At 59.5% G+C, this 21,031-nt stretch carries 15 protein-coding genes; 6 read left to right on the forward strand and 9 right to left on the reverse strand.

Annotated elements, in window-relative coordinates; all coding sequences use genetic code 11:
- The first annotated feature begins 19 nt into the window (after window positions 1-19).
- Complete coding sequence (gene treZ / locus HMPREF2547_RS09120; protein WP_070605622.1) at window positions 20-1,936, forward strand: malto-oligosyltrehalose trehalohydrolase; 1,917 nt, start codon at window positions 20-22, stop codon at window positions 1,934-1,936.
- Here treZ and HMPREF2547_RS09125 read toward each other — a convergent pair.
- From HMPREF2547_RS09125 to dnaE, 3 genes are all read right to left on the reverse strand, one after another.
- Window positions 1,933-5,613 (reverse strand): hypothetical protein, encoded by a 3,681-nt coding sequence (locus tag HMPREF2547_RS09125; RefSeq protein WP_070566026.1) that lies wholly within the window; start codon window positions 5,611-5,613, stop codon window positions 1,933-1,935. The genes treZ and HMPREF2547_RS09125 overlap by 4 nt on opposite strands.
- 106 nt (window positions 5,614-5,719) lie before the next feature.
- Window positions 5,720-7,015 (reverse strand): threonine ammonia-lyase IlvA, encoded by a 1,296-nt coding sequence (ilvA, locus tag HMPREF2547_RS09130; RefSeq protein WP_049190440.1) that lies wholly within the window; start codon window positions 7,013-7,015, stop codon window positions 5,720-5,722.
- A gap of 56 nt (window positions 7,016-7,071) precedes the next feature.
- Window positions 7,072-10,629, reverse strand: coding sequence for a DNA polymerase III subunit alpha (gene dnaE, locus HMPREF2547_RS09135; RefSeq protein ID WP_016422978.1), 3,558 nt, complete (start codon window positions 10,627-10,629; stop codon window positions 7,072-7,074).
- 244 nt (window positions 10,630-10,873) lie between these two features.
- Here dnaE and HMPREF2547_RS10870 point away from each other — a divergent pair, with 244 nt between their 5' ends.
- The 3 genes from HMPREF2547_RS10870 to HMPREF2547_RS09145 all read left to right on the forward strand — a co-directional run bounded on the left by HMPREF2547_RS10870 (window position 10,874) and on the right by HMPREF2547_RS09145 (window position 13,832).
- A complete protein-coding gene (locus HMPREF2547_RS10870; protein WP_016422979.1) occupies window positions 10,874-11,038 on the forward strand; it encodes a hypothetical protein in 165 nt (54 codons plus the stop codon).
- A gap of 80 nt (window positions 11,039-11,118) precedes the next feature.
- On the forward strand, window positions 11,119-12,408 hold the full coding sequence (locus HMPREF2547_RS09140; protein WP_049190443.1) for an alanine racemase: 1,290 nt from the start codon (window positions 11,119-11,121) through the stop codon (window positions 12,406-12,408).
- Window positions 12,405-13,832 carry a D-arabinono-1,4-lactone oxidase gene (locus HMPREF2547_RS09145; protein WP_048734784.1) on the forward strand — a complete coding sequence of 476 codons (1,428 nt, stop codon included), beginning with the start codon at window positions 12,405-12,407 and terminating at the stop codon, window positions 13,830-13,832. The genes HMPREF2547_RS09140 and HMPREF2547_RS09145 overlap by 4 nt, the downstream gene beginning before the upstream one ends.
- Here HMPREF2547_RS09145 and rarD read toward each other — a convergent pair.
- From rarD to lspA, 4 genes are all read right to left on the reverse strand, one after another.
- Entirely contained in the window at window positions 13,829-14,797 is a 969-nt protein-coding gene (rarD, locus tag HMPREF2547_RS09150; RefSeq protein WP_070605624.1) for an EamA family transporter RarD, read from the reverse strand. The genes HMPREF2547_RS09145 and rarD overlap by 4 nt on opposite strands.
- A 124-nt stretch (window positions 14,798-14,921) precedes the next feature.
- Window positions 14,922-15,647 carry a hypothetical protein gene (locus HMPREF2547_RS09155; protein ID WP_049193997.1) on the reverse strand — a complete coding sequence of 242 codons (726 nt, stop codon included), beginning with the start codon at window positions 15,645-15,647 and terminating at the stop codon, window positions 14,922-14,924.
- Complete coding sequence (locus HMPREF2547_RS09160) at window positions 15,644-16,555, reverse strand: RluA family pseudouridine synthase (RefSeq protein WP_070605687.1); 912 nt, start codon at window positions 16,553-16,555, stop codon at window positions 15,644-15,646. The genes HMPREF2547_RS09155 and HMPREF2547_RS09160 overlap by 4 nt, the downstream gene beginning before the upstream one ends.
- Before the next feature lie 68 nt (window positions 16,556-16,623).
- The gene (lspA, locus tag HMPREF2547_RS09165; protein WP_049193998.1) at window positions 16,624-17,193 is read right to left on the reverse strand and encodes a signal peptidase II; all 570 of its coding nucleotides are present in this window, start codon (window positions 17,191-17,193) and stop codon (window positions 16,624-16,626) included.
- A gap of 90 nt (window positions 17,194-17,283) precedes the next feature.
- Between lspA and HMPREF2547_RS09170 the strand changes: the two genes are divergently transcribed.
- The gene (locus tag HMPREF2547_RS09170; RefSeq protein WP_239660000.1) at window positions 17,284-18,312 is read left to right on the forward strand and encodes a hypothetical protein; all 1,029 of its coding nucleotides are present in this window, start codon (window positions 17,284-17,286) and stop codon (window positions 18,310-18,312) included.
- A gap of 171 nt (window positions 18,313-18,483) precedes the next feature.
- Here HMPREF2547_RS09170 and HMPREF2547_RS09175 read toward each other — a convergent pair whose 3' ends face one another.
- Complete coding sequence (locus HMPREF2547_RS09175; RefSeq protein WP_070605629.1) at window positions 18,484-19,251, reverse strand: WKL family lipoprotein; 768 nt, start codon at window positions 19,249-19,251, stop codon at window positions 18,484-18,486.
- 100 nt (window positions 19,252-19,351) lie between these two features.
- Here HMPREF2547_RS09175 and HMPREF2547_RS09180 point away from each other — a divergent pair, with 100 nt between their 5' ends.
- Window positions 19,352-20,329, forward strand: coding sequence for an asparaginase (locus HMPREF2547_RS09180; protein WP_070605631.1), 978 nt, complete (start codon window positions 19,352-19,354; stop codon window positions 20,327-20,329).
- 1 nt (window position 20,330) lies between these two features.
- On the opposite strand, the gene HMPREF2547_RS09185 is transcribed toward HMPREF2547_RS09180, so the two are convergent.
- A complete protein-coding gene (locus HMPREF2547_RS09185) occupies window positions 20,331-20,993 on the reverse strand; it encodes a DapH/DapD/GlmU-related protein (protein ID WP_080969604.1) in 663 nt (220 codons plus the stop codon).
- Window positions 20,994-21,031: the final 38 nt, after the last annotated feature.

Here is a 21,031-nt window from a genome sequence, read left to right on the forward strand (position 1 = left end):
ATCCGCTGACTGACCTACCATGGTGCTCATGAGCAACTACCGAGTCTGGGCCCCGTACGCTTCCGAAGTCCGTCTGCTGTTGGGTAATCCTGACGCGCCTGCGATTTTTGATATGCATCCAATCGCTGATGCCACCAATGGCTACGGCGCCAACTCCGGTTGGTTCGAAGCTGACGTGGCTCGCACACCGGGGGATCGCTACGCCTTTTCGCTGCGGGCACATGCGGGATACGGCGCGCCTGATGGCGAATCGGGGGACGGCTCCTCCCCCGCTGTCGGTGACTGGACAATACCGCTGCCGGATCCGCGTTCACAGTCCCAGCCGGATGGTCCGCATGGTTTCTCCGAGGTCGTTGACCTGGGTGCCTATAAGTGGAAGGACTCGGCCTGGTCGGGCCGGATTCTGCCAGGAGGTCTGATTTATGAGCTGCATGTGGGCACCTTCAGCGATTCTGGTGATTTCGAAGGTTTGGTGGAACATCTAGACCATCTGATTGAGCTGGGGGTAACACATATTGAGCTGATGCCAGTGCAGCCTTTCGGTGGTGACCGTAATTGGGGCTATGACGGTGTGTCCTGGCACAGCGTGCACGAGGGCTACGGTGGCCCGCGGGGTCTACAGAAGCTGATTGATACGTGTCACCGAAAGGGTTTGGCTGTCATCTTGGATGTGGTCTTTAACCACTTTGGTCCAGACGGCAACTATGTGGGATTTTTCGGCCCCTACACCGCTGGTGGTTCGACGGGTTGGGGTGAGGTTGTCAATCTCACTGGCGACAACTCTGATGAGGTGCGTGCGTATATTTTGGATGCAGTGCGCCAATGGCTGGTGGATTACCACGTCGACGGTCTTCGTCTGGACGCGGTCCATGCCCTGCATGACGAGGGGGCATTCCACATTCTGGAGCAGATGCAGGTTGTCGCAGACACTGTCGCAGCCGAGACTGGTATTCCGCGTTCTTTGATTGCAGAGTCCGACCAGAATGATCCGCGTTTGGTCCGCCCGCGCGCTGCAGGTGGCTTTGGCCTCAACGCTCAGTGGGATGATGACGTCCACCATGCACTGCACACGCTGGTCTCTGGCGAGGACCACGCCTACTACTCAGACTTTGGGTCGGTGGAAGCGCTAGCTAGTGCTTTGGAAACTGGCTTCTGGCATACGGGCACAATGTCGACGTTCCGTGGTCGCACTCATGGTCGTCTCTTCGACCTGTCTGTACAGCCCATGCATGCTTTCGTAACGTACACGACCACACATGATCAAACGGGAAACCGCGCTGTCGGTGACCGTCCGTCGATGAACCTCACTCCGGCGCAGCAGGTTTTAAAGGCAGCAGTTATCGCCTGCAGTCCTTTCACCCCGATGCTCTTCCAAGGTGAGGAATGGGGCGCCTCTACCCCGTTTGCTTTCTTCTGTTCCCATGAAGATCCGGAGCTGCAACGGCTCACGCGCGAGGGACGCCTACGTGAGTTTGCCCGTGCCGGGTGGGATCCGAAGGAGGTATCCGACCCATCGGATCCAGAGACCTTCCACCACTCGAAGCTCAATTGGCAGGAGGTCTCGGAGGGCTCGCACGCCACTATTCTGGCGGCCTACCGCGATCTCTTCGCGCTGCGGAAGTCCCACCCGTCGCTTCGCACTCCCTGGTCGGCATCTGTGGTGACTGAGTATGACGAGGACAATCGTTGCCTCGTCGTTGTGCGCAGCCAGGATGAGCGCGAAATGGGTGCCCGAAACTCGGATGCCTTTGAAACTGTCGCTTTGGTGGCGAATTTCTCCGACGCCGAAACCAGCGTCAGCCTGGATTCCGAGTTCGGTTCCGCCCACCTGCTGCACACTTTTGAAGACGCAGCAGCCAGCATCGTCAATGACGAAGCTGCCGGTCCCGAAATCTCGCTTCCAGCGTGGGGCTACGCTGTCGTCTCGCTCAGCTAGTCAGCCGGATTTTCAGCCTCGGTGTCGGACTCTTCCTCATCCGCTGCACCCGACTCGGGTGCTGGCCACGGCAACTCGGTGACATCACCGTGGAGGACGTGAGCCACCAACGCGTCTGCGATGAGAATATCGCTCATCACCAACGTCGGAACCAGGTCCGCCAGCTGAGCCCACATCGGAATCAGCTCACGGACAGCGGCGACACTGGCATCAGAGTTCTCAGCCTGAGTACGAGCCAATACGCGGGCAGCCACTGCAATAAGCAGTGACGTTCCCGGCACCAGAGTCCAGTGCAGCGAAGGATCATCCGCATCGATGCCGTCGAGCTTGTGGAAGCGCACATTGACCGCCTTGCGCAGTCGTGGAGACGCCTTCGATACCGTCTTAAACAACACCCGAGAGGCGGCGGCAAGCTGGGTCATGACACCGGATTCCACAATCTCAGCACGATTGCGTACCACTTCGTAGATTGCGGTGAAGCGAGCGTCATCGTCGGTCAGCGGACCCGGGACCATGCGGTAAGGATCAAAGACCTGCGACAGAATAGCGCTGGCCTGTGCTTCCGGCAGCGAGGTAATCTGCACCGAGCTCTGGTCGATAGTAGCGGACTCCAGGGTGGTGTCCTGGCCGCTGGCAGCAATGTCCAGCAGTCCCTGGCCACCAGTTGTGCGCAGGTAATCCAGCTGACGAGAACGGTCCACGCTCTCATCAGTGAGATCCGCCAATGCTGCCAATGCACCGAGCCACGGCACACGGCGACGCCCCGGCACTGGCTTAGTAGCGCTGAAGTCTCCCAGCACGAGTCCGGAGGCGATAAACATACCCGGCTGATCGTCGAGCGCGATGACTGAACGGTTCAACGCTGCCAGACCGGCGCGTGGTTCGGCACACAAGATCGCACCCAACCTAGGTGCGGCCAGCAGCGGATTCGCCTGCACCATGTCGGTTGCACGACCAGCCCGCAAGGTCGCCAGTAGTGTCCACAAACGTGCGAGCTGATCCTGATTTAGCTCGCCCCACAGTTCCTGCGCGCGAGCAACGGGATCGGTGTCCTCGCCATCGAGGTCGATAGCCTCTGCATCATCGACATGATTCAGAATGGTCGACCCGGCCGCCGGCCACTGCGGGTGGCGTTCCTTTTCCACACCGAGAGTCACCTGCGCGACAAATGGGCCAAGGCCGCGGAGTTCGGCGGGAAGCTCGCATTCGCCCTCTACGACTTCCAGGGCGACGGGTTCGCGCCACGGCTGACCGGCGGCCCAGAGCCACAGGGTCATCGGCAAGTGCGAAACGTCGTCAGCGACATCAACCTCGATGATGTCAGTGGCTTCATCGTTGAAGGCAATCTGGCGGATGGCATCGCGGGAGGAAGCCTCCACCAGTGGTACAGACAGGCGCTTCCGTCCCGTCACACGTGTCCAGTCCAAACTGATGCGCAGGGCCTTCAGCAGGGAGATACGGTCGGCAAACTTGCCGAACTCCGCGTAGCCAGTATCGCCGAAACGCTTGATGGGGACACGACAGATGTCGCGCTCACCGCTGGAAACTGCAACATGCGCATGGCGCAACTCGCCCGGGGCATTGACGACAATCTTGCCGAAGGCATCGACACGCTTCGGGCGGGTGACCAATGTAGTGGTGCGGCGGGCGACGGATTCGTCGGCAAGCGGAACCTCAAACTGCAGCGTGCCTGGCGTGACCTGCAACTGCAGCCATGCGCCTTCTTCGGTGGAAAGCTCGACGGTACCTGTGACTTCGTCTGCCCCGAGGCGTACGATAGCGGGCTCGGCGTCAAGCGGCTTGTCACCCGAGACAACGCGGATGTCGGCGGGGCTCAGCCCGTCGATGGTTGGGATGCGGAAGCCGTCGCCACCACCGCTGTAAGTAATCGTGAGGTCTGCCTGCTCGGCAATGGCGAAGTGCTTCTGGAAGCTGCGGCCACGCGGATTGACCAGGCGAACCACGAACTCGCCGACCCACGGATAATCATCATCGGTAAGGATCTCAACCTCGCCACCCGCGGCGGGCACCTCGAGGTCATAGACCATGACGGAATCCGTGGTAAACGCACCATAGCCACCAAAATCGGTGACAATGGCGCGCCAGGACTCGTCCTTACCGGACAGCGTCGGCGGGAACACAGCGACCGGCCCACCGGCGTAAACCGGGGTGCCGTAGGCAGACACCGTGCCGTCGAGACGTGCGTGGGGCATGGTCATTCGCGGTTGCCGCTGCGGTGATGCCGAGCGAACCTCGCCAGCCGCCCCGGACCGACGAACCTGAACTGCATGAACATCGCGAAGGTCGATCTCAGCGACTTGCCACAGCTCCCAGTTAAATGGGCGCGGGTCCGATAGCAATGGCACCTCAGCGCCTGTGACGGGGTCAACGAGTGTGGCATCAACCGGGTAGACCACCGTAGCGGACGTCGAGTGTAGCGAGACCTTGTCTGTGACTGACTGACCGTCGGCACCGAAAATGAGAATCGGGTCCTCAGTGCTAATCGCGGGGACTCGCCAGTGCTTCTCATCGCCGATTTCCACCAGCACATCGCGCACCGGCTCATCGATGGTCACCACTGGACGCGGCAGCGAATCCTGCAGGCCCACCACCGGCGTCGTTGCTACCGTGCCGCCGAAGGTGACACGCCAGGTCCGTCCCGCCGGATCCAGCGGCGTCGGTAGCTGTACGCCAACGGTCTGCGTCAGCTCATCGAAGTACAGCTGCGGGCGGCCGGTCGTTGCCACCACGCCCACGGCTTCACGACGATTCGCAGTACCCGCCGGACGCATACGCAGCTCTTCACGCGCAGCGGCCACCAGAATAGGCGGCAGCCCCGCATCGAGCTGGCCGAGTTCTTCCCGAGCCTCCCAGTTGGCCGGATCAGCGGCGGTGGCAATGGCATAGCCGAGGGTTGCCTTAAACAACTTGTGCGCCTGACGAGGTGCCGTCCTGGCCAACTGACGCAGCGCCAGTGGGTAGACACCATCTTCCGCCTCTGCGATTTCGGTCAGCAGCTCCTCGAGCAGCGGATGAACCTTCGACAGCGCCTGTACCAGGTCATTTGATGAAGGGTCGGATAGCTCCGATACGCCCGCAAGCTCCTCACAGCGCTCGATAATCAGTGGCATCACTGATAGCTGCACACCCGCGTGCAGAAGAAGCACCTGCGCTGCCCGCTGCAGCGGATCCGCGTCGGCCTGGCTGCTGTCGACGTCGTTAGGCAAACCAGCATTGGCCAGCATTGTCGGCACTGCGGCGGCGAGGTGCTCGATGAGCGCGCCGGTAGTGTCAGCGTCTGGATCCAGCTGCAGAGCGGCTGGCCAGTCCAGCCACATTTCGCTTGCCGACGCAACACGCGCGGCGCGTCCTACCAGCGAGGCAAGGGTGACCAGCGGGTGATTGTCAACGACACTCTTCGCAGCTTCAATATCGGCAGCAGTACCACCCACCAGATGATGGGCCAGGAGCGTTCCCAGGAAGCGGTCGATACGCTCAACCTCGTCCATCGCCAGCCCTGACCAGACAAACAGTGGCTCAACTTTGGCCTGTGTGGCGGATTCCAGCAGACCCGGAATCCGGGTGGCCAGGTCCTGCTCTGCGGCAGCCAGCCACATTTCGACAATCACGGTATTTTCCACTCGGACACCCTGGTCGACACTGCTTGCCCCAGTCATAGTGGGTGGACGCTCCCCTTCGCTACAAAGCTTGCTCGAAAAGATTCATTTAATTAACGAAGCTGGGAGGACTTCCTCGGAGGTTTCCCAGCTGGACCCAGCAAGTCTAGGTCAAAAAGTCATACTCTGGTGTGCCGGGTACCAGTCGGCGGCACTTCAGCGGCGAGGCATCCATGCGTGCCAGCAATTCCTCGAGGTCAGAGGCACGACGTAGCTCAATACCGACAAGAGCCGCGCCAGTTTCGCGGTTGTTGCGCTTGAGGTACTCGAACTGCGAGATGTCGTCATCCGGGCCGAGAACATCGCTGAGGAACATACGCAGCTGGCCGGGCTTCTGCGGGAAGTTGACCAGGAAGTAGTGCTTGAGGCCGCGGTAGACCAGCGAGCGCTCCATGATCTCGGCATAGCGCAGCACGTCGTTATTACCGCCCGAGATGATGCAGACAACAACCTCGTCCGGTTCAAACTGCATCTGCTCCAGAGCTGCCACAGACAGCGCACCGGCCGGCTCAGCGATGATCCCTTCGTTCTGATAGAGATCCAGCTGCGCCTCACAGACCGCGCCCTCCGGCGCAATCATCGGATGAACGCGGTTGCGGTTGGCCTCCAGGATGTGCCATGGCAGGTCACCGAAACGGGCCACCGCGGCGCCATCGACGAACGGATCGGTGTGCCCCAGCGTAATCGGGCCATTGTTCTCCAGGGCTGCGCGCATGCAGGCCGCACCCGCAGGTTCCACACCCATGACCTGGGTGTTCGGCGACATATCCGACAGGTAAGAGGTGACACCGCTGAGCAGACCACCGCCACCGACCGGTACGCAGATGGTATCCAGAGTCAACCCCTGACCGGAGAGCTGCGCAATAATTTCAGCTGCGACAGTGCCTTGTCCGACGATGGTGTTGAAGGAGTCGAATGGCTCCACCATGGTGGCACCAGTGCGCTGTGCGTCAGCACGCGCCGCAGCGGCGGCCTCATCGAAGGAGTCCCCGACAACGACAATCTCAACGGCATCGCGGCCGTGGTAAGCGATACGGTCGCGCTTCTGCTTCGGCGTGGCATTGGGCACATAGATGCGCCCCTTAATACCCAGCTGGCGGCAGGCATATGCCACGCCTTGAGCGTGGTTTCCTGCAGATGCCGCAACGACGCCTGCTGCTCGCTCTTCGTCGGTAACCTGAACCATGGCGTTGTAGGCACCGCGAATCTTGTACGAGCGCACGTCCTGGAGGTCTTCCCGCTTGAGGAATACCTTTGCACCGGTGATTTCGGAAAGACGTGGGCTGAACTGCAGCGGAGTGGCCGCAATAACCGAAGAAATTCGTGCCTGCGCAATCTGAATATCGGCCGCGTGAACAAGTCGGCGTTCGGTCTGGGAAGCAGGCACAGAATTCTCACTCATGAGCTATGACTCTACTCGGTCATACAACCGGTTGCGACAATCAGGGCCGCGATAAGCTACCCCAAAATGCTGGCCCCAATCGTCGCCTTCAGATCACCAATCAAGCTGGCGTCCCGGTCGACCCGCAAGTGCTCGCCGAGAACCAAAGTGGTGTGGGAATCGCCGTCGACAAGCTTGAGGTAAACGTCGGAGTCGCCTGGGTTGTCCAGCAGTACTGACTTCAGCTTGGCAATCATCTCCGGAGTGCACTGATCAGTGCGCATGGTCAGACGCAGCGGCGCCGAAGTGGAGCCATTGCGACCAAGGTCCGGCAGCTTCAGGTCATCACAGACCACACTCATGCGGTCATCGCGGTACTGAACGCGGGCACGAATAAGCACGATGGCGTCTTCAGCAATGCTGGTGGCAATCATCGCGTAGGTTCTCGCAAAAGCCATAACTTCCACGCGCGCGCCGTTGTGGTCCTCAATACCGATAATCGCCCAGGGCTGGCCGTTCTTATTCACGCGACGGTCAACGCTAGAGACAATGCCACCAATAGTGATTTCGGTGTTGTTAGCGACTTCCCCACCGACGACCGTGGTCAAAGCGGTATCGGTCTGCGCGGCCAGCGATTCTTCGAACCCATCGAGTGGATGACCGGAGACATAGAGGCCCAGCATTTCTCGTTCCAGGGTCAGCTCGTGCTTGCGATCCCACTTTTCATCCGGCACACGGATTTCAAAGATGCTCTCCGATCCGGTGTCCTCTTCCCCACCGAAGCCCGCAAACAGGTCGAACTGTCCCTTGTCTGCAGCCTTCTTGGTCGACAGCACCGAGTCAATGGCCTCTTCGTGAATGAGCGCAAGGCCCTTTCGTGGGTGCCCCAGCGAGTCGAAAGCGCCGGCCTTAATCAACGACTCGGTGATGCGCTTGTTACACGGCAGCGTCTCAATCTTGTCCAGGTAGTCCGAGAACGACGTGAACTTGCCCTTCTCCTCGCGCGTCTTCACAATCGACGCGACCACATCATGGCCGACGTTGCGGATAGCGCCAAGGCCGAAGCGAATATCCTCACCGACCGGCTCGAAGTCCATACCCGACTCATTGACATCCGGCGGCAGCACCTTAATGCCAAGGTGTCGACAGTCCGACAGATAAATAGCCAGCTTGTTCTTATCATCCGCCACCGAGGTCAACAGCGCCGCCATGTACTCAGCGGTGTAGTTGGCCTTCAGATACGCGGTCCAGTAGGACACCAGGCCGTAGCCCGCCGCGTGAGACTTGTTAAACGCGTACGAGGCGAAGGGCAGAATAATATCCCACAGCTTCTGGACAGCATCCTTAGAGAAACCATTTTCCAACATGCCGCCTTCGAAGTTCACGAACTCCTTGGCCAGCACCTCGGGCTTCTTCTTACCCATGGCCTTACGGAAACCATCTGCTTGGCCCGCGGTGTAATTCGCCAGCTTCTGCGAGATCTTCATGATCTGCTCCTGGTACACGATCAGGCCGTGTGTTTCTTCCAGGATTTCTTTCAGCTGCTCATCCAGTTCCGCGTGGATGGCGTTATAAGGCTTGCGACCATTCTTAATATCCGCGTAGTCAAAGTGCGCGTTCACACCCATCGGCCCCGGACGGTACAGCGCCAGCGATGCCACGATGTCGTCGAAGCCCGTTGGCTGCATGCGTTTGAGCAGCTCACGCATTCCGCCACCATCGAGCTGGAACACACCGAGGGTGTCACCGCGCGACAGCAGCTCATAGACCTTCGGATCATCGGTCTGAAGGTCATCGAGCAGAACTGTCTCGCCTCGGTTGGACTTGATGTGCTCAATACAGTCACCGATAACCGTCAGGTTTCGAAGACCCAGGAAGTCCATCTTCAACAGACCGATGGCCTCACACGCCGGATAGTCCCAGCCAGTGATAATCGCGCCGTCAGCCTGTCGCTTCCACATCGGGATGTGATCCAAGAGTGGCACCGACGCCATCACCACGGCACAGGCGTGCACGCCGGTCTGCCTAACGACGCCCTCGAGACCACGAGCCGTCTCGTAAATTCGAGCCACATCCGGGTCGGTTTCAATAAGCTGACGAACCTCGGCGGCCTCGCCGTAGCGTGGGTGCTCCGGGTCGACGATGCCGCTCAGCGGAATGTCCTTAGCCATAATCGCAGGTGGCAGCGCCTTAGTAATGCGGTCTGCAATCTGGTAACCCGGCTGACCGAACTGCACACGCGCCGAGTCCTTCAGAGCCTGCTTGGTCTTCACCGTACCGAAGGTGACCACCTGCGCCACCTTGTCTTCGCCCCAGCGATCGGCGGCGTAGCGAATCATTTCATCGCGGCGGCGGTCATCGAAGTCGATATCGATATCCGGCGCGGACGGGCGCTCTGGGTTCAGGAATCGCTCGAAGAGAAGACCGTGCTCAATCGGGTCGATATTGGTGATCCACGTCGCGTATGCAACCAAAGAACCGGCAGCGGAACCACGCCCCGGACCGACCTTGATGCCCACCTCACGGGCATGGCGGATCAACTCCGCCACGATAAGGAAGTACGACGGGTAGCCCTTACCGTCAATCACCTCAATTTCGTACTCCGCGCGCCGGATGTACTCCTCCGGTACCTCGCGCCCTTCAAAGCGCTTGCGCAGCCCCTCCATCACGTTGTGATGCAGCCATGTCGTCGGCGTCTCCCCTTCCGGAACGTCCGCCTTCGGCATGCGATCGTGCGGGTGCTCCTCCCACAGCTCGTCGTAGTCCTCGACGCGCTCTGCGATGAGCAGCGTGTTATCGCAGGCACCCGGGACTAGGTGATCCCAGGTCGCGCGCATTTCTTCGGCGGACTTAATAAAGTAGCCGTCACCGTCGAACTTAAAACGGTCCGGGTCATTGAGCGTCTTACCCGTCTGCACACAGAGCATAGCCTCGTGAGCCTTGGCCTGGTCACGGGTGACATAGTGGCAGTCATTCGTAACCAGCGGCGGCAGGTTCAGCTTCCGGCCAATCTCCAGTAGCTCACTGCGCACACGGGTCTCAATATCCAGCCCGTGATCCATCAGCTCAAGGAAGTAGTTTTCCTTGCCGTAGATGTCCTGCCACATCCCGGCGGCCTGCAGAGCCTCGTCGAACTGCCCCAGACGCAGACGCGTCTGCACATCACCCGACGGGCAACCAGTGGTCGCGATAATGCCCTCGGCGCGTTCTGCCACCAACTCGGCATCCATACGCGGGTACTTACTAATTTGTCCCTCATACGATGCCATCGACGACAGGTAGAACAGGTTCCGCAGACCCTGCGCATTCGCAGCCAACATGGTCTGGTGCAAGTAGGAACCGCGACCCGAGACGTCGTCTCGACGCTGATGCGGTTCACCCCACTGAATGCGCTTTTTATTAAAACGGCTCTCCGGCGCCATATATGCCTCAATGCCGATGATTGGCTTGATGCCCTTGGACTTCATCTGCCGATAGAACGCATTCGAGCCAAACATATTGCCGTGGTCGGTGACACCGACCGCAGGCATTCCCTGTCGCGCAACCTCGTCGGCGAGCAAATCAATCTTCGCCATACCGTCGAGCATGGAGTACTCGGTGTGATTGTGGAGGTGCACGAAGGAGGAGTTAGCCATGAGTCCAGATTGTAGACAATCCCCCGGACTGAACAAGATTCCTTCGAACACCCAAAATGAAGCAGCCCCTTATGCCTGCACAGTTATAGCTAAAGACGTGTGCAACATCACTCTTACTTTTCCTTTACTTTTCAAAACCAGTTAACAATACTCGACACCACGGTTCGTGAGGAAGTTCTCATGTTTTCCTCGCGGCCACAAAGAAACGCACTGCCCTCGAGCAAAGAACCAAAGGAGCAATACAGTGTTCGCACCACTTTCCGATGGCCACTTCACCTACTTCCCCAAGCCCGAGCTTGACGAGGTTCTTGCAACCATCGACCGCCGCCCAGTTGCCGCCGGCTACCTCATCGATGGCGATGTCATCACCTCCAACATGGATGCCGCCCGCTACAGCTGGCTGGTCTAAAAGGGCGCAGACCTGGAAAATTCTGACTTTCTTTTCAAAATCAAAGACAGTACAGGTTTTCAATGATTACGTTTTAGGGCATGAAACTTTCTCGAGCTTCTGCCCCGGAGTCCTCGGACACATCCCGCCCGGCTCCGACATCGATGTCTCACCTGCCTGAAGCGCTGCCGCCGCAGACGCCCCAGACAGCCCGCCCGCCACTAGCTACCGACACGCTGCTTAACTGCACTTCCCTTCCTGCAGTCGTCGTCGACCTCGCGGCGGTCGAAGCCAATGCCCGCGATATGCTCCGCCGTGCAAACGGGATGCCTATCCGCGTGGCCTCGAAATCGATTCGCATTCCACAGCTTATTTCGCACGTCCTGGCCTTCCCCGGTTTCCAGGGCGTGCTGGCATATTCACTGGCAGAGGCGCTGTACCTATTCCGAGAAGGCATTAGCGACGACATCGTCGTCGCCTACCCAACTCTTGACGCCCGCGCTATCTCAGAGCTTGCCGACGATGATGCAGCGCGTGCCGCCATCTGCGTCATGGTTGACCGTCCCGAGCATCTGGAGGCGCTGGCGTCGTCGGCAAGCGAAAATGCGCCAATCCGCGTGTGCATGGACGTCGACGCATCCTTTCGTCCCCTCCCCGGCGTGCATATCGGTACGCTGCGCTCAAGCCTGTTCTCGCCGAAGCAGGCAGCGGCGTTTGCCAAGCAGATCATTGCCCACCCGGAGCTGCAGCTGGCCGGAATCATGATGTATGAGGGACACATTGCCGGAGTGGGCGATGCCGGAAACTCCCTGCGTGCGCGCGCAATTCGAGTGATGCAGGCCGTCTCAAAGAAGGAATTGGCAAAGCGCCGCGCGAAGGTTGTCGCTGCAGTCGAGAAAGTGGCGGGGCCGCTGGAGTTTGTCAACGGTGGTGGCACGGGGTCGCTGGAGTCGACGTGCGCCGAGGCCGCAGTCACCGAGGCAGCGGCGGGGTCGGGGTTCCTGGCACCAACCCTCTTCGATAACTATCGCGCATTCAATCTGCGCCCGGCGTCCTGGTTTGTGTTGCCGGCGACGCGACGCCCTAAGAAGGGCGTGGTCACGGTGTCTGGCGGTGGTCGAATTGCCTCTGGACCGGCGGGAGCTGACCGGCTGCCAACCCCCTGGTACCCCACTGGCCTGCGCTACGCGGCAGAGGAAGGACCAGGTGAGGTGCAGACTCCGCTGCTCGGCAAGACCGCCGACGCAATTTCGCTGGGAGATCCCGTGTGGTTCCGCCACGCCAAGGCCGGCGAAATAGCCGAGCACACACAAGAAGTCATTGCAGTTCGAGATGGCGCCATCATCGCCCACTGGCCCACGTACCGAGGAAAGGGATTGATCTTCACATGAGCAATTCACGCAACAACGCCCGCTTCACAGTCTCTACAGTTGAGTCCCGCGTACCACGCGTACGTCGGCGTGCGCAGGCAAAAGCCGTCGCCAACTCTCATTGGAGCAATTGGGCGCACACGCAATCGTGCACCCCGTCCTACACTCATCAGCCGCACGATGATGAGGGCGTTATCTCGGTAATTAAAGCGGCGAAGACCGAAGGAACTACGGTGCGCCCGCTAGGGGCCGGTCATTCTTTTACTTCCGTGGCCACCACCGATGGGCACCGCATTCAACTCGACCGCTGCTCTGGTCTGGTCGAACTCGACGCCGCCAACCAGACCGCCACGCTGCGTGCCGGCACTCGCCTGCGCGACACTCCAGGTATTCTGCGCCCGCTCGGTTGGGCACTTCCCAACCAGGGCGATGTCGATCCGCAGTCGCTGGCCGGTGCTATCTCTACTGGCACACACGGCACCGGGCTTGGATTCACCGGCTTCGCAGGCACCGTGAAAGGATTCAAGATTGTCACCGCGGATGGCGTCGTCAGGCACTGCCATCCGGACGCTGAGGGAATCGACGGCGAGCTCTACCGCCTCGGACGGCTGGGACTGGGTGTCTTCGGCGTGCTTACGGAGGTCACGATGTCCGTCGTGCCAGCGTTTGATCTGCACGCCGACGAGCACCGCGAAGAGTTTGATTCCCTGCGCAAGAGTTTCGCCGAGCGCTGCAAAGAAGCTGACCACCTGGAGTTTTTCTGGTTCCCGGGACAGCGCGAGACGCTGGTCAAGCACAATACTCGCATTGAACCGCAGCGCCACCGCCGCCCGAGCCGCAATAGCCTGAAGCAGCGCCTGGGCAGCGCGCGTACGTATCTTAACGACGAAGTCGTCAACAACATGGGACTCTTGGCGTGCTGCGAGATTGCTAAGGCCATTCCCGCTACGACCGATACCATCAACCGGATTGCCACCAACACCGTGCCAGAGCGCAGCTACTCCAATGAGGCGCACAAGGTCTTTGTCTCGCCGCGCCGAGTGCGTTTTTCCGAGATGGAGTACTCCGTCCCGCTCGAGGCCGCTTCCGATGTCCTCGGGGAAATCCGCGACGCGATTGCCCGCAAGAGGATGAAAGTCTCCTTCCCCATCGAGGTGCGCTCCGCGAAAGCCGATGATGTGGCCCTATCCACTGCGTACGGTCGCGACAGTGCCTACATCGCCATCCACCGCTACTGGAAGGAAAATTATCGAGAGTACTTCAACCTCATCGAGCCGATTTTCAAGGCCCACGAAGGTCGCCCGCACTGGGGCAAATTGCACACGCTTCGCGCGGAGGATTTCGCGGAACGTTATCCGCTGTTCGGCGAGGTCCAGGCACTACGGGAAAAGGTCGACCCGCAGGGAATCTTCCTCAACGAGCACCTGCGCGAACTTTTCTGCTAATTATCTGCCGGCTTTACGACGTCCCGGGTAACCGCCCCATCCGCCTGGTCAGCGGCATCGTCGGAAACCGCGGCCGGTTCAACACCGGCCTTGCGGACTTCCCGGCGAACCCGACGCTGCCGGAGCATCTTCAAGATGAGGTCGCAGATGAACAGCGCGACGGCACCCCAGATGATGAAGAACCCGATCCAGCGCTCCGGTTCGAGCTGCTCGCCCAGCACAGTGACTGCCAGGGTGATTTGGAGAACCGGAGTGAGGTACTGCATCAGACCCAAGGTGGCCAGCGGCAGGCGTTTGGCACCTTCGCCGAAGAGCAGCAACGGAATGGCGGTAGCAACACCGGCGCTCATCATGAGCAGCGTGTGGCCTGTTCCTTCGGAGCTAAACGTGCTCTGCCCGTTGTAGGTCAACCAGAGGATGTAGGCCAGAGCAATCGGTGTGATTACGGCGGACTCGGCCGTCAGCGAAGCTGCGGAGGAAAGCGATACCCGCTTCTTCATTAGTCCGTAAAAACCGAAACTGAACGCCAGCGCCAGCGCACCCAACGGCGGATGTCCCACACCAATTGTGAGAACAATGACCGCAATGGTTGCCAGGATGACACTGCCGAGCTGCAACCGCGAGATGCTTTCACGGAAGAAAACCATCGCCAACAAAACGCTGACCAGCGGGTTGATGAAGTAGCCGAGCGCGGCCTCCGCCACCTGCCCATTGTTGACCAGGTAGACGTACACACCCCAGTTGACGGAGATCAACAGTGCGGCAATAAAAATAGTGCCCCAGGTCTTGGCACTCGCGGCCTTCAGCTCTGGCCATGCGCGCATGAAGCTGAGGGCAATGACCATAAAGACAAGGGTCCAGACGAATCGGTGCGCCAAAATCTCTACGGCCCCTGCTGGTTCCAGCAAGGGGAAATAGAGCGGAAACAGCGCCCACAAAAGGTACGCACCGAATGCCTGAATCACTGTTGACTGACTCCTTTTCGTTCTTGTTGAAACTGACTGCGTACTGGCGGCAGAGTTCTAGCCGCTTCATCCTAGTCGTTTGGATTTAGGACACTTAGTTCTGGTTTCTATTAGTTCTGGCCGCTTAGTTCTGGCTCAGCCCTGGCGCAAAGAGCGGATCTTTATCCGTGAAGCCGGAACTCAGCACCGGGCGAATACCAAAGCGGCCACGCGCCGCATCTGATGGCAGCGCCTCGACAGCTTTCACATCGGGCATTTTCTTGACATCCATCAACGATTCAGCGTCACCATAGACCAGTAAACCGTTGAAGCCGAGCCGTTCGTCGTCAATCGCGACGTCCGCGTAAGCAGCCGCTAACTCCAGCTGATCTTGCAGCAGCTTTTCTTCGCTAGCTGTTTTACTCGGCTGCGGCAAATACCGGGTGCTCACACCGCCGATGATTGCAGTCGATACTCGCAGAGAGGGCTCTTTTTCATAGACCTGTGCCGCTTCTTGCGCATCAAGCAGCCGATCAAAAGTCACCATCGCCCAGAACTTCGGGTCCTCCACGACTGGCTGGCCTGTCTTTAGCCGGTGGTCCTCTTTCTTCATATTCTCGAGGGACTTGTCGGCACGCTCTACGTACTGCTCGGTTGCTTCCCACGGGTCCGGGCCGAGCGCATCGCCGTTGAGGTTCTGCGGCTTGCTTACCCGATCGGAGGTCGAAGCGACTGCTAACACAATCACCAATACGACAACACAGAAACCAGAGATTAGTGCCATCACTGGCGAAATACTGCCGTCACCAGTGCTTTTCGCACGAGTTTCACGGCGTGGTGGGGTCTTGGATCCCGATGGGGTCTGCGTCATGCGCTCTGCCTCAAAACTTCCAATGCGTGGTTCAAATCATCTGGGTATGGACATTCGATTTCCATCCAGCGACCATCTGCCGGATGGTGGAAACCAAGCGAGACCGCGTGAAGCCACTGGCGGTTGAGCCCCAGCCGCTTGGCCAATGCCGGATTAGAACCGTACATGGGATCGCCGCAGCATGGGTGATTCAGCGCAGAGAAGTGCACGCGAATCTGGTGCGTACGCCCAGTTTCTAGATTCACCTTCAGCAGCGTTGCTGGGGCGAAGGCCTCAAGCGTTTCGTAGTGCGTCACAGCATGCTTGCCATCCTGGCGGACGGCAAAGCGCCAACCCGCCGACGGATGACGGCCAATCGGCGCATCAATTGTCCCGGACAGCGGATCCGGATGCCCCTGAACCAGAGCGTGATAGGTCTTGGACACCTCACGGTTTTTGAACGCCCGCTTGAGCACGGAGTAGCCCCGTTCGGAGCAGGCGACAACCATCACGCCAGAGGTGCCAACATCGAGGCGATGCACGATGCCTTTTCGCTCGGGCGGACCGGAGGTAGAAATGCGGAAACCAGCAGCCGCCAGTCCGCCGATAACCGTTGGGCCTTCCCAACCGACTGACGGATGTGCGGCCACACCGACAGGCTTGTGAACAGCCACCAAATCGGAGTCGTGGTAGAGCACGTCCATGCCCTCGACGAGTTCCTCTTTGGGAACCAATGGCTTTTCCACCGGCGGCAACAACACAGAGAGGAAAGCGTTTTCTTCCAATCGGTCGGACTTGCCAACGCTCACGCCATCGACCGTGATGTCCCCAGCCGCTGCCAAATCAGCCACCGCTGTGCGCGAGAGCCCCAACAACTTAGCCACACCGGCGTCTACCCGCATACCAGCCAAGCCCGGTGGAACGGGCATCTGCCGGGTTTCTCGGTCGGGCTGGTGCGCTCCCCCGAGTGCTGCACCACCATTTACTGCATTGTCGTTCACTGCTGTCCTCCCTCCGCCGACTGCTTCTGATCCTGCTGAGCAGATTTCTTCTCCGCTGCAATCTGATCAGCGAAGAGATCCGGCTCCTTGGAAAAAACCATCCAGATAACGAGGATAATAACGCCCACAGTAATCGCGGAGTCCGCGATATTAAATACGGCAAAACCCTTAACCGACAGGAAATCGACGACGTGGCCGACGTAGAAACCGGGTTCCCGAAACAGCCTATCGATGAGGTTGCCCAGCGCACCACCAGCAATAAGCCCCGCTGCAGTCGCCGATATAGGACTGCGCAGCCAATGGGAAAAGCACATCACAGCCAGGATGTAAACCAGCTGCAACGTGGTAAAAACCCAGGTGGCGTTCGTGCCAAAGGAAAAGGCTGCACCGGGGTTAAAAACGAGCCGCAACTCGAAGAGATCGCCAATGACCTGCACCGCAGGACGGCCATCGAGAGTCTTCAAAGCGATAATCTTGGTCAGCTGATCAATGATCGCAACTGACACAATAACCGCAGCGAGAATCCCCCGCCGCGGGAAATATGTCCTCGTTTCCTTCTTAGTCACTGTCCCATAATGGCCTAACAAACCCATATTCAGCCAACTGACACCGCCCGGGTGGTTCATATCCACCACGAAACCGGTACGCTAACCGGTGTGACTCGACGTTTCCAATCTCAGTTTGTTCCGGCCTCCTCTGCTTTACGACGTGCAGGAGGCACCACCTCCTCGTGGTTCCGTCGACCTAGCCGCAGCGACCAGCCTGGTCACACCAAGCGTGGCCTGCTGGCGAGGGTCGGCACCGCTGTTGTTGCCGCTACCACTGTGGTGTCATTGGCCGCGTGCTCGTCGGAAAGCTCGGTGGAAACGCAACCCGTGGACGTTGCACAACCCAAGGTCGAATTGACCAGTGCTGGTAGCGGTGAGCTGGCGAGCGTGCGCTGGAAGGACGACGGTGCAGAGCAGGAGTCGACCGTGGCGGTGACGCAGGGCTTCGCGCAGCGTGGCGGAAACGCCGATAGCGACCAGACGTTCCCGGACACCCGCCTGGAAATCCCCCTGACCAGCACTGTTACCAGCGATAACGATACTCGTGTGGTGACGTCAGAGGTGGGTAAACCCCACGGCTCCAACGATGAGCTGAATGAGGATATCGCTACCGCACAGGGCTTTATCTCTGATTGGTCAACAACAGCCACTGGTGAGGTCAAGGAACTCAAGCTGGGAGCGCCGGAGAAGGCGACCGACACCGCTCGCGCTGGTGTGGAGATGGCGCTGCAACAGCTGCATTCCGTACCTATCGTCTTCCCCTCCGAGGACATCGGAAAGGATGCAACCTGGACGGTCGAAAGCGAGGTCGAAGGCCAGACCACGATGACGCAGAAGGTGACCTATACCCTGCTCAGCCGTGCGGGCGACATTGTTAATTTGAAGGTCGATGTCAAGCAGGTGCCGACCGTCACGGAGTTGGACACTGGCGGCGAGGGTGCACTGAAGGTTGTCGAGGCCACGACTGACATGCTTGCCGACCGCGTCACCATCGACCTGACTAAGCCGCTTCCGATGAAGGGCAACATCGACTTTGTGACCTCCGTGACCTACGGCGACGGCAACTCCGATGTGCGCATCACTCAGCAGACGCACCGCGGGCTGGAGTTTAAGGACGGCAGCGGGTCGAAGAAGTAGCCCAGAAGAAATAGCTCTGGCCAGCGCAAGGTTAGAAGACGAGAAAGTGTCTAGGTTTATGTCACTTTTCTTCCCAAAAAATGGGCGGAACTGTCATAAACCTAGACACTTTCTTTTGTCTGCCCCAGTGCACCCGACCGGGCTAGGCTGTGATGCCTGGGCCAACGGCACCTAAGCCGGTGGAGGTGGAGGAGGCGCGTCCTCCGCCGGAGCCGGAGCTGGCGGTGGCGGGACCTCCTCAGCCGGCGGTTCAGGCGCGGGTGGCGGAACTTCCTCAGCGGGTGGTTCGGGCGCCGGAGCCGGGGCTGGCTCCTCGACCGGTGCTGGGGCCTCCTCAACCGGAGCCTCTTCAACTGGGGCTTCTTCCTCCGGCTCAGGTGGCGGCGGAGGGGTTTCGCCCGGCGCGAGGCAGAACCCAGGCTTGTGCTCCGGATCAAGCGTCGATGCCAGGTTGCAGGCCCATTCCTTGCTCAGCATCCAACGGCCATCCCTGTAAATGAAGTCCACCTGATCCACGAGCATCGGATCTTCCTCCGGGCGGAGGATATTGACACCGGCTACGGCCTGCTTCGTCGTGAAGCCGGGCGTGATCGGATCAATGACATCAAAGCTAATTTCCTGCTCATTGGCACTATTGGTGACAATGTCGAAGAAATCGCCGGCAGTATCTCCGTCCTCGATGGTCAGCGCCTTTTCCTCGATAGGTAAATCGGGGTTAATAAGGCGTGCGAGGACGTCGTTAAGCTCTGCGCGCGTCGGCAGCATGATGACGGGTTCCGCCGAGCTGGATGTCTTCGATTCAGTCGTCGGCGCTGCAGTATTGCCGCCACCGCAGGCAGCGAGCCCAAGTGCGCTGACCGAGACAATCGCCGCTACTGTCACACCACGCGCTGTGCGCCAACGCATTCCGCTAACGCGCTGGTTGCAGGGGACTTTCATATGTGCACTACTCCAATAAAATCTGCATGAAGATTCGCTGGCTTCACGCCTTCCATAATCCTACACAAGGCCAAAACATCGCCTGGGTAAGATGGTGGACATGTCGACTCAGGATCATTCCCCGGCTAGCTCGGCCTCGTCTAGCACGGTCTCCCCTCGCCGAATCGTTGTCATCACCACCGGCGGCACCATCGCCTGCACCACGGATCGCAGCGGTGCGCTAACCCCGACCATCTCGGGCACGGAGCTCGTCGCAGCGGTCGCGCAGCGTTATCCAGAGGGCATGTTAGAGCTGGAAGTTCGTGAGCTCGGGATGCTGGACTCGTCGAATCTCGCGTTCACCGACGTTGACCGTGTTCTCGCCGCTATTCACGAAGTGCTTGATGACGACTCCGTGGACGGTGTCGTCGTAACTCATGGCACGGACACGATGGAGGAAACGGCCATGGCTGCCGATATTTTCCATGCTGACTCGCGTCCGGTTGTCTTTACTGGTGCACAACTTCCCTATGATCATCCGGAAACCGACGGACCGGGGAACCTCTTTGAGGCCGTGACCATTGCTTCCGATGCCTCTGCGCAGGGAATTGGCGTTCTTATTGTCTTTGGCCACGCAGTCTTGCCGGTACGAGGTGCGACGAAGTGGCACACAACCGATCCTTTGGCTTTTGCCACTAATGCACCGGAGGAGCCGGTTCGTCCAGATCCGCTGCCTCTGGCGGCTTTGGCGGGCTCGAAGGTAGAGATTATCCCCGCCTACTTGGGTGCAGATGGATCACTGCTGGATTCGGCAGTCGCCGCCGGTGCACGCGGCATTGTCGTAGAAGGCCTGGGGTCGGGCAATGTCTCCGATGAGTTTGCCGCTGCCATTGCCCGGGCCATTGCCGCTGATGTGACCGTCGTGATGGCAACGCGCGTCCCGCGTGGTGATGTCCACGCCGCCTACGGCGGTGCCGGTGGCGGTGCGACGCTGGCTCGGCACGGTGTGATTAGCGCTGGTTGCGTGCATGCACCGCAGGCGCGCATCATTCTCGCCGCCGCGCTGGCTGCGAATGTGCATCCGCAGACGCTGTTCTAATTCACGCCTCGATGATGCGGATGATTTTCGCCGGGTTTCCAGCCACGACTACGCCCGCGGGAACGTCCTTAGTCACCACGGCACCCGCGGCGACCACGGAATTGTCGCCGACGTGTACACCGCCCAGGATGATGGCTCCGCCACCGATCCAGGCATTGCGTCCGATGATGATTTCATCTCCAGACTCTAGATAAGCGGCGCGGGCCTCAGCTCCCAGTGGGTGTACTGGTGGAAGAAGCTGCACGTTGGGCCCGAGCTGCGCGTAGTCGCAGATTGTCACCTTCACCACGTCAAGTGCGGTGAGCCCAAAGTTGATGAAAACGTTGTCGCCGATGTGGATGTTATCGCCGTAGTCCAGGTAAATGGGCGGGCGAACGGTGCTGCTCTCTCCGAAAGACCCCAATGCCGGTGCCAGCACTTGCTGTGCTGCCTGCTGGTTTTCGCGGAACGCGACCTCAAATTCAGCAGCCACCTGGCCAATTCGCACGTTCAGAGCCTGCGATTCCGGATGGTCCGCGATATACCACTGACCGTTTAACATGCGCTGGCGGTTATCCAGACCGTCGTCGGGAAGTGTGGTCGACGGATTCGGATCTCGATCGGTGTTGCGCAACGAGGCGCGGCGAGCTGCCTCGAGCTCTGCAATGCGGGATTCGGTAGTCATAGTGCCCCAATTTACGGACAGCGCATAAACAGAGCGCC

Source organism: Corynebacterium sp. HMSC055G02 (genome assembly GCF_001809065.1).
Taxonomy (GTDB): domain Bacteria; phylum Actinomycetota; class Actinomycetes; order Mycobacteriales; family Mycobacteriaceae; genus Corynebacterium; species Corynebacterium jeikeium_D.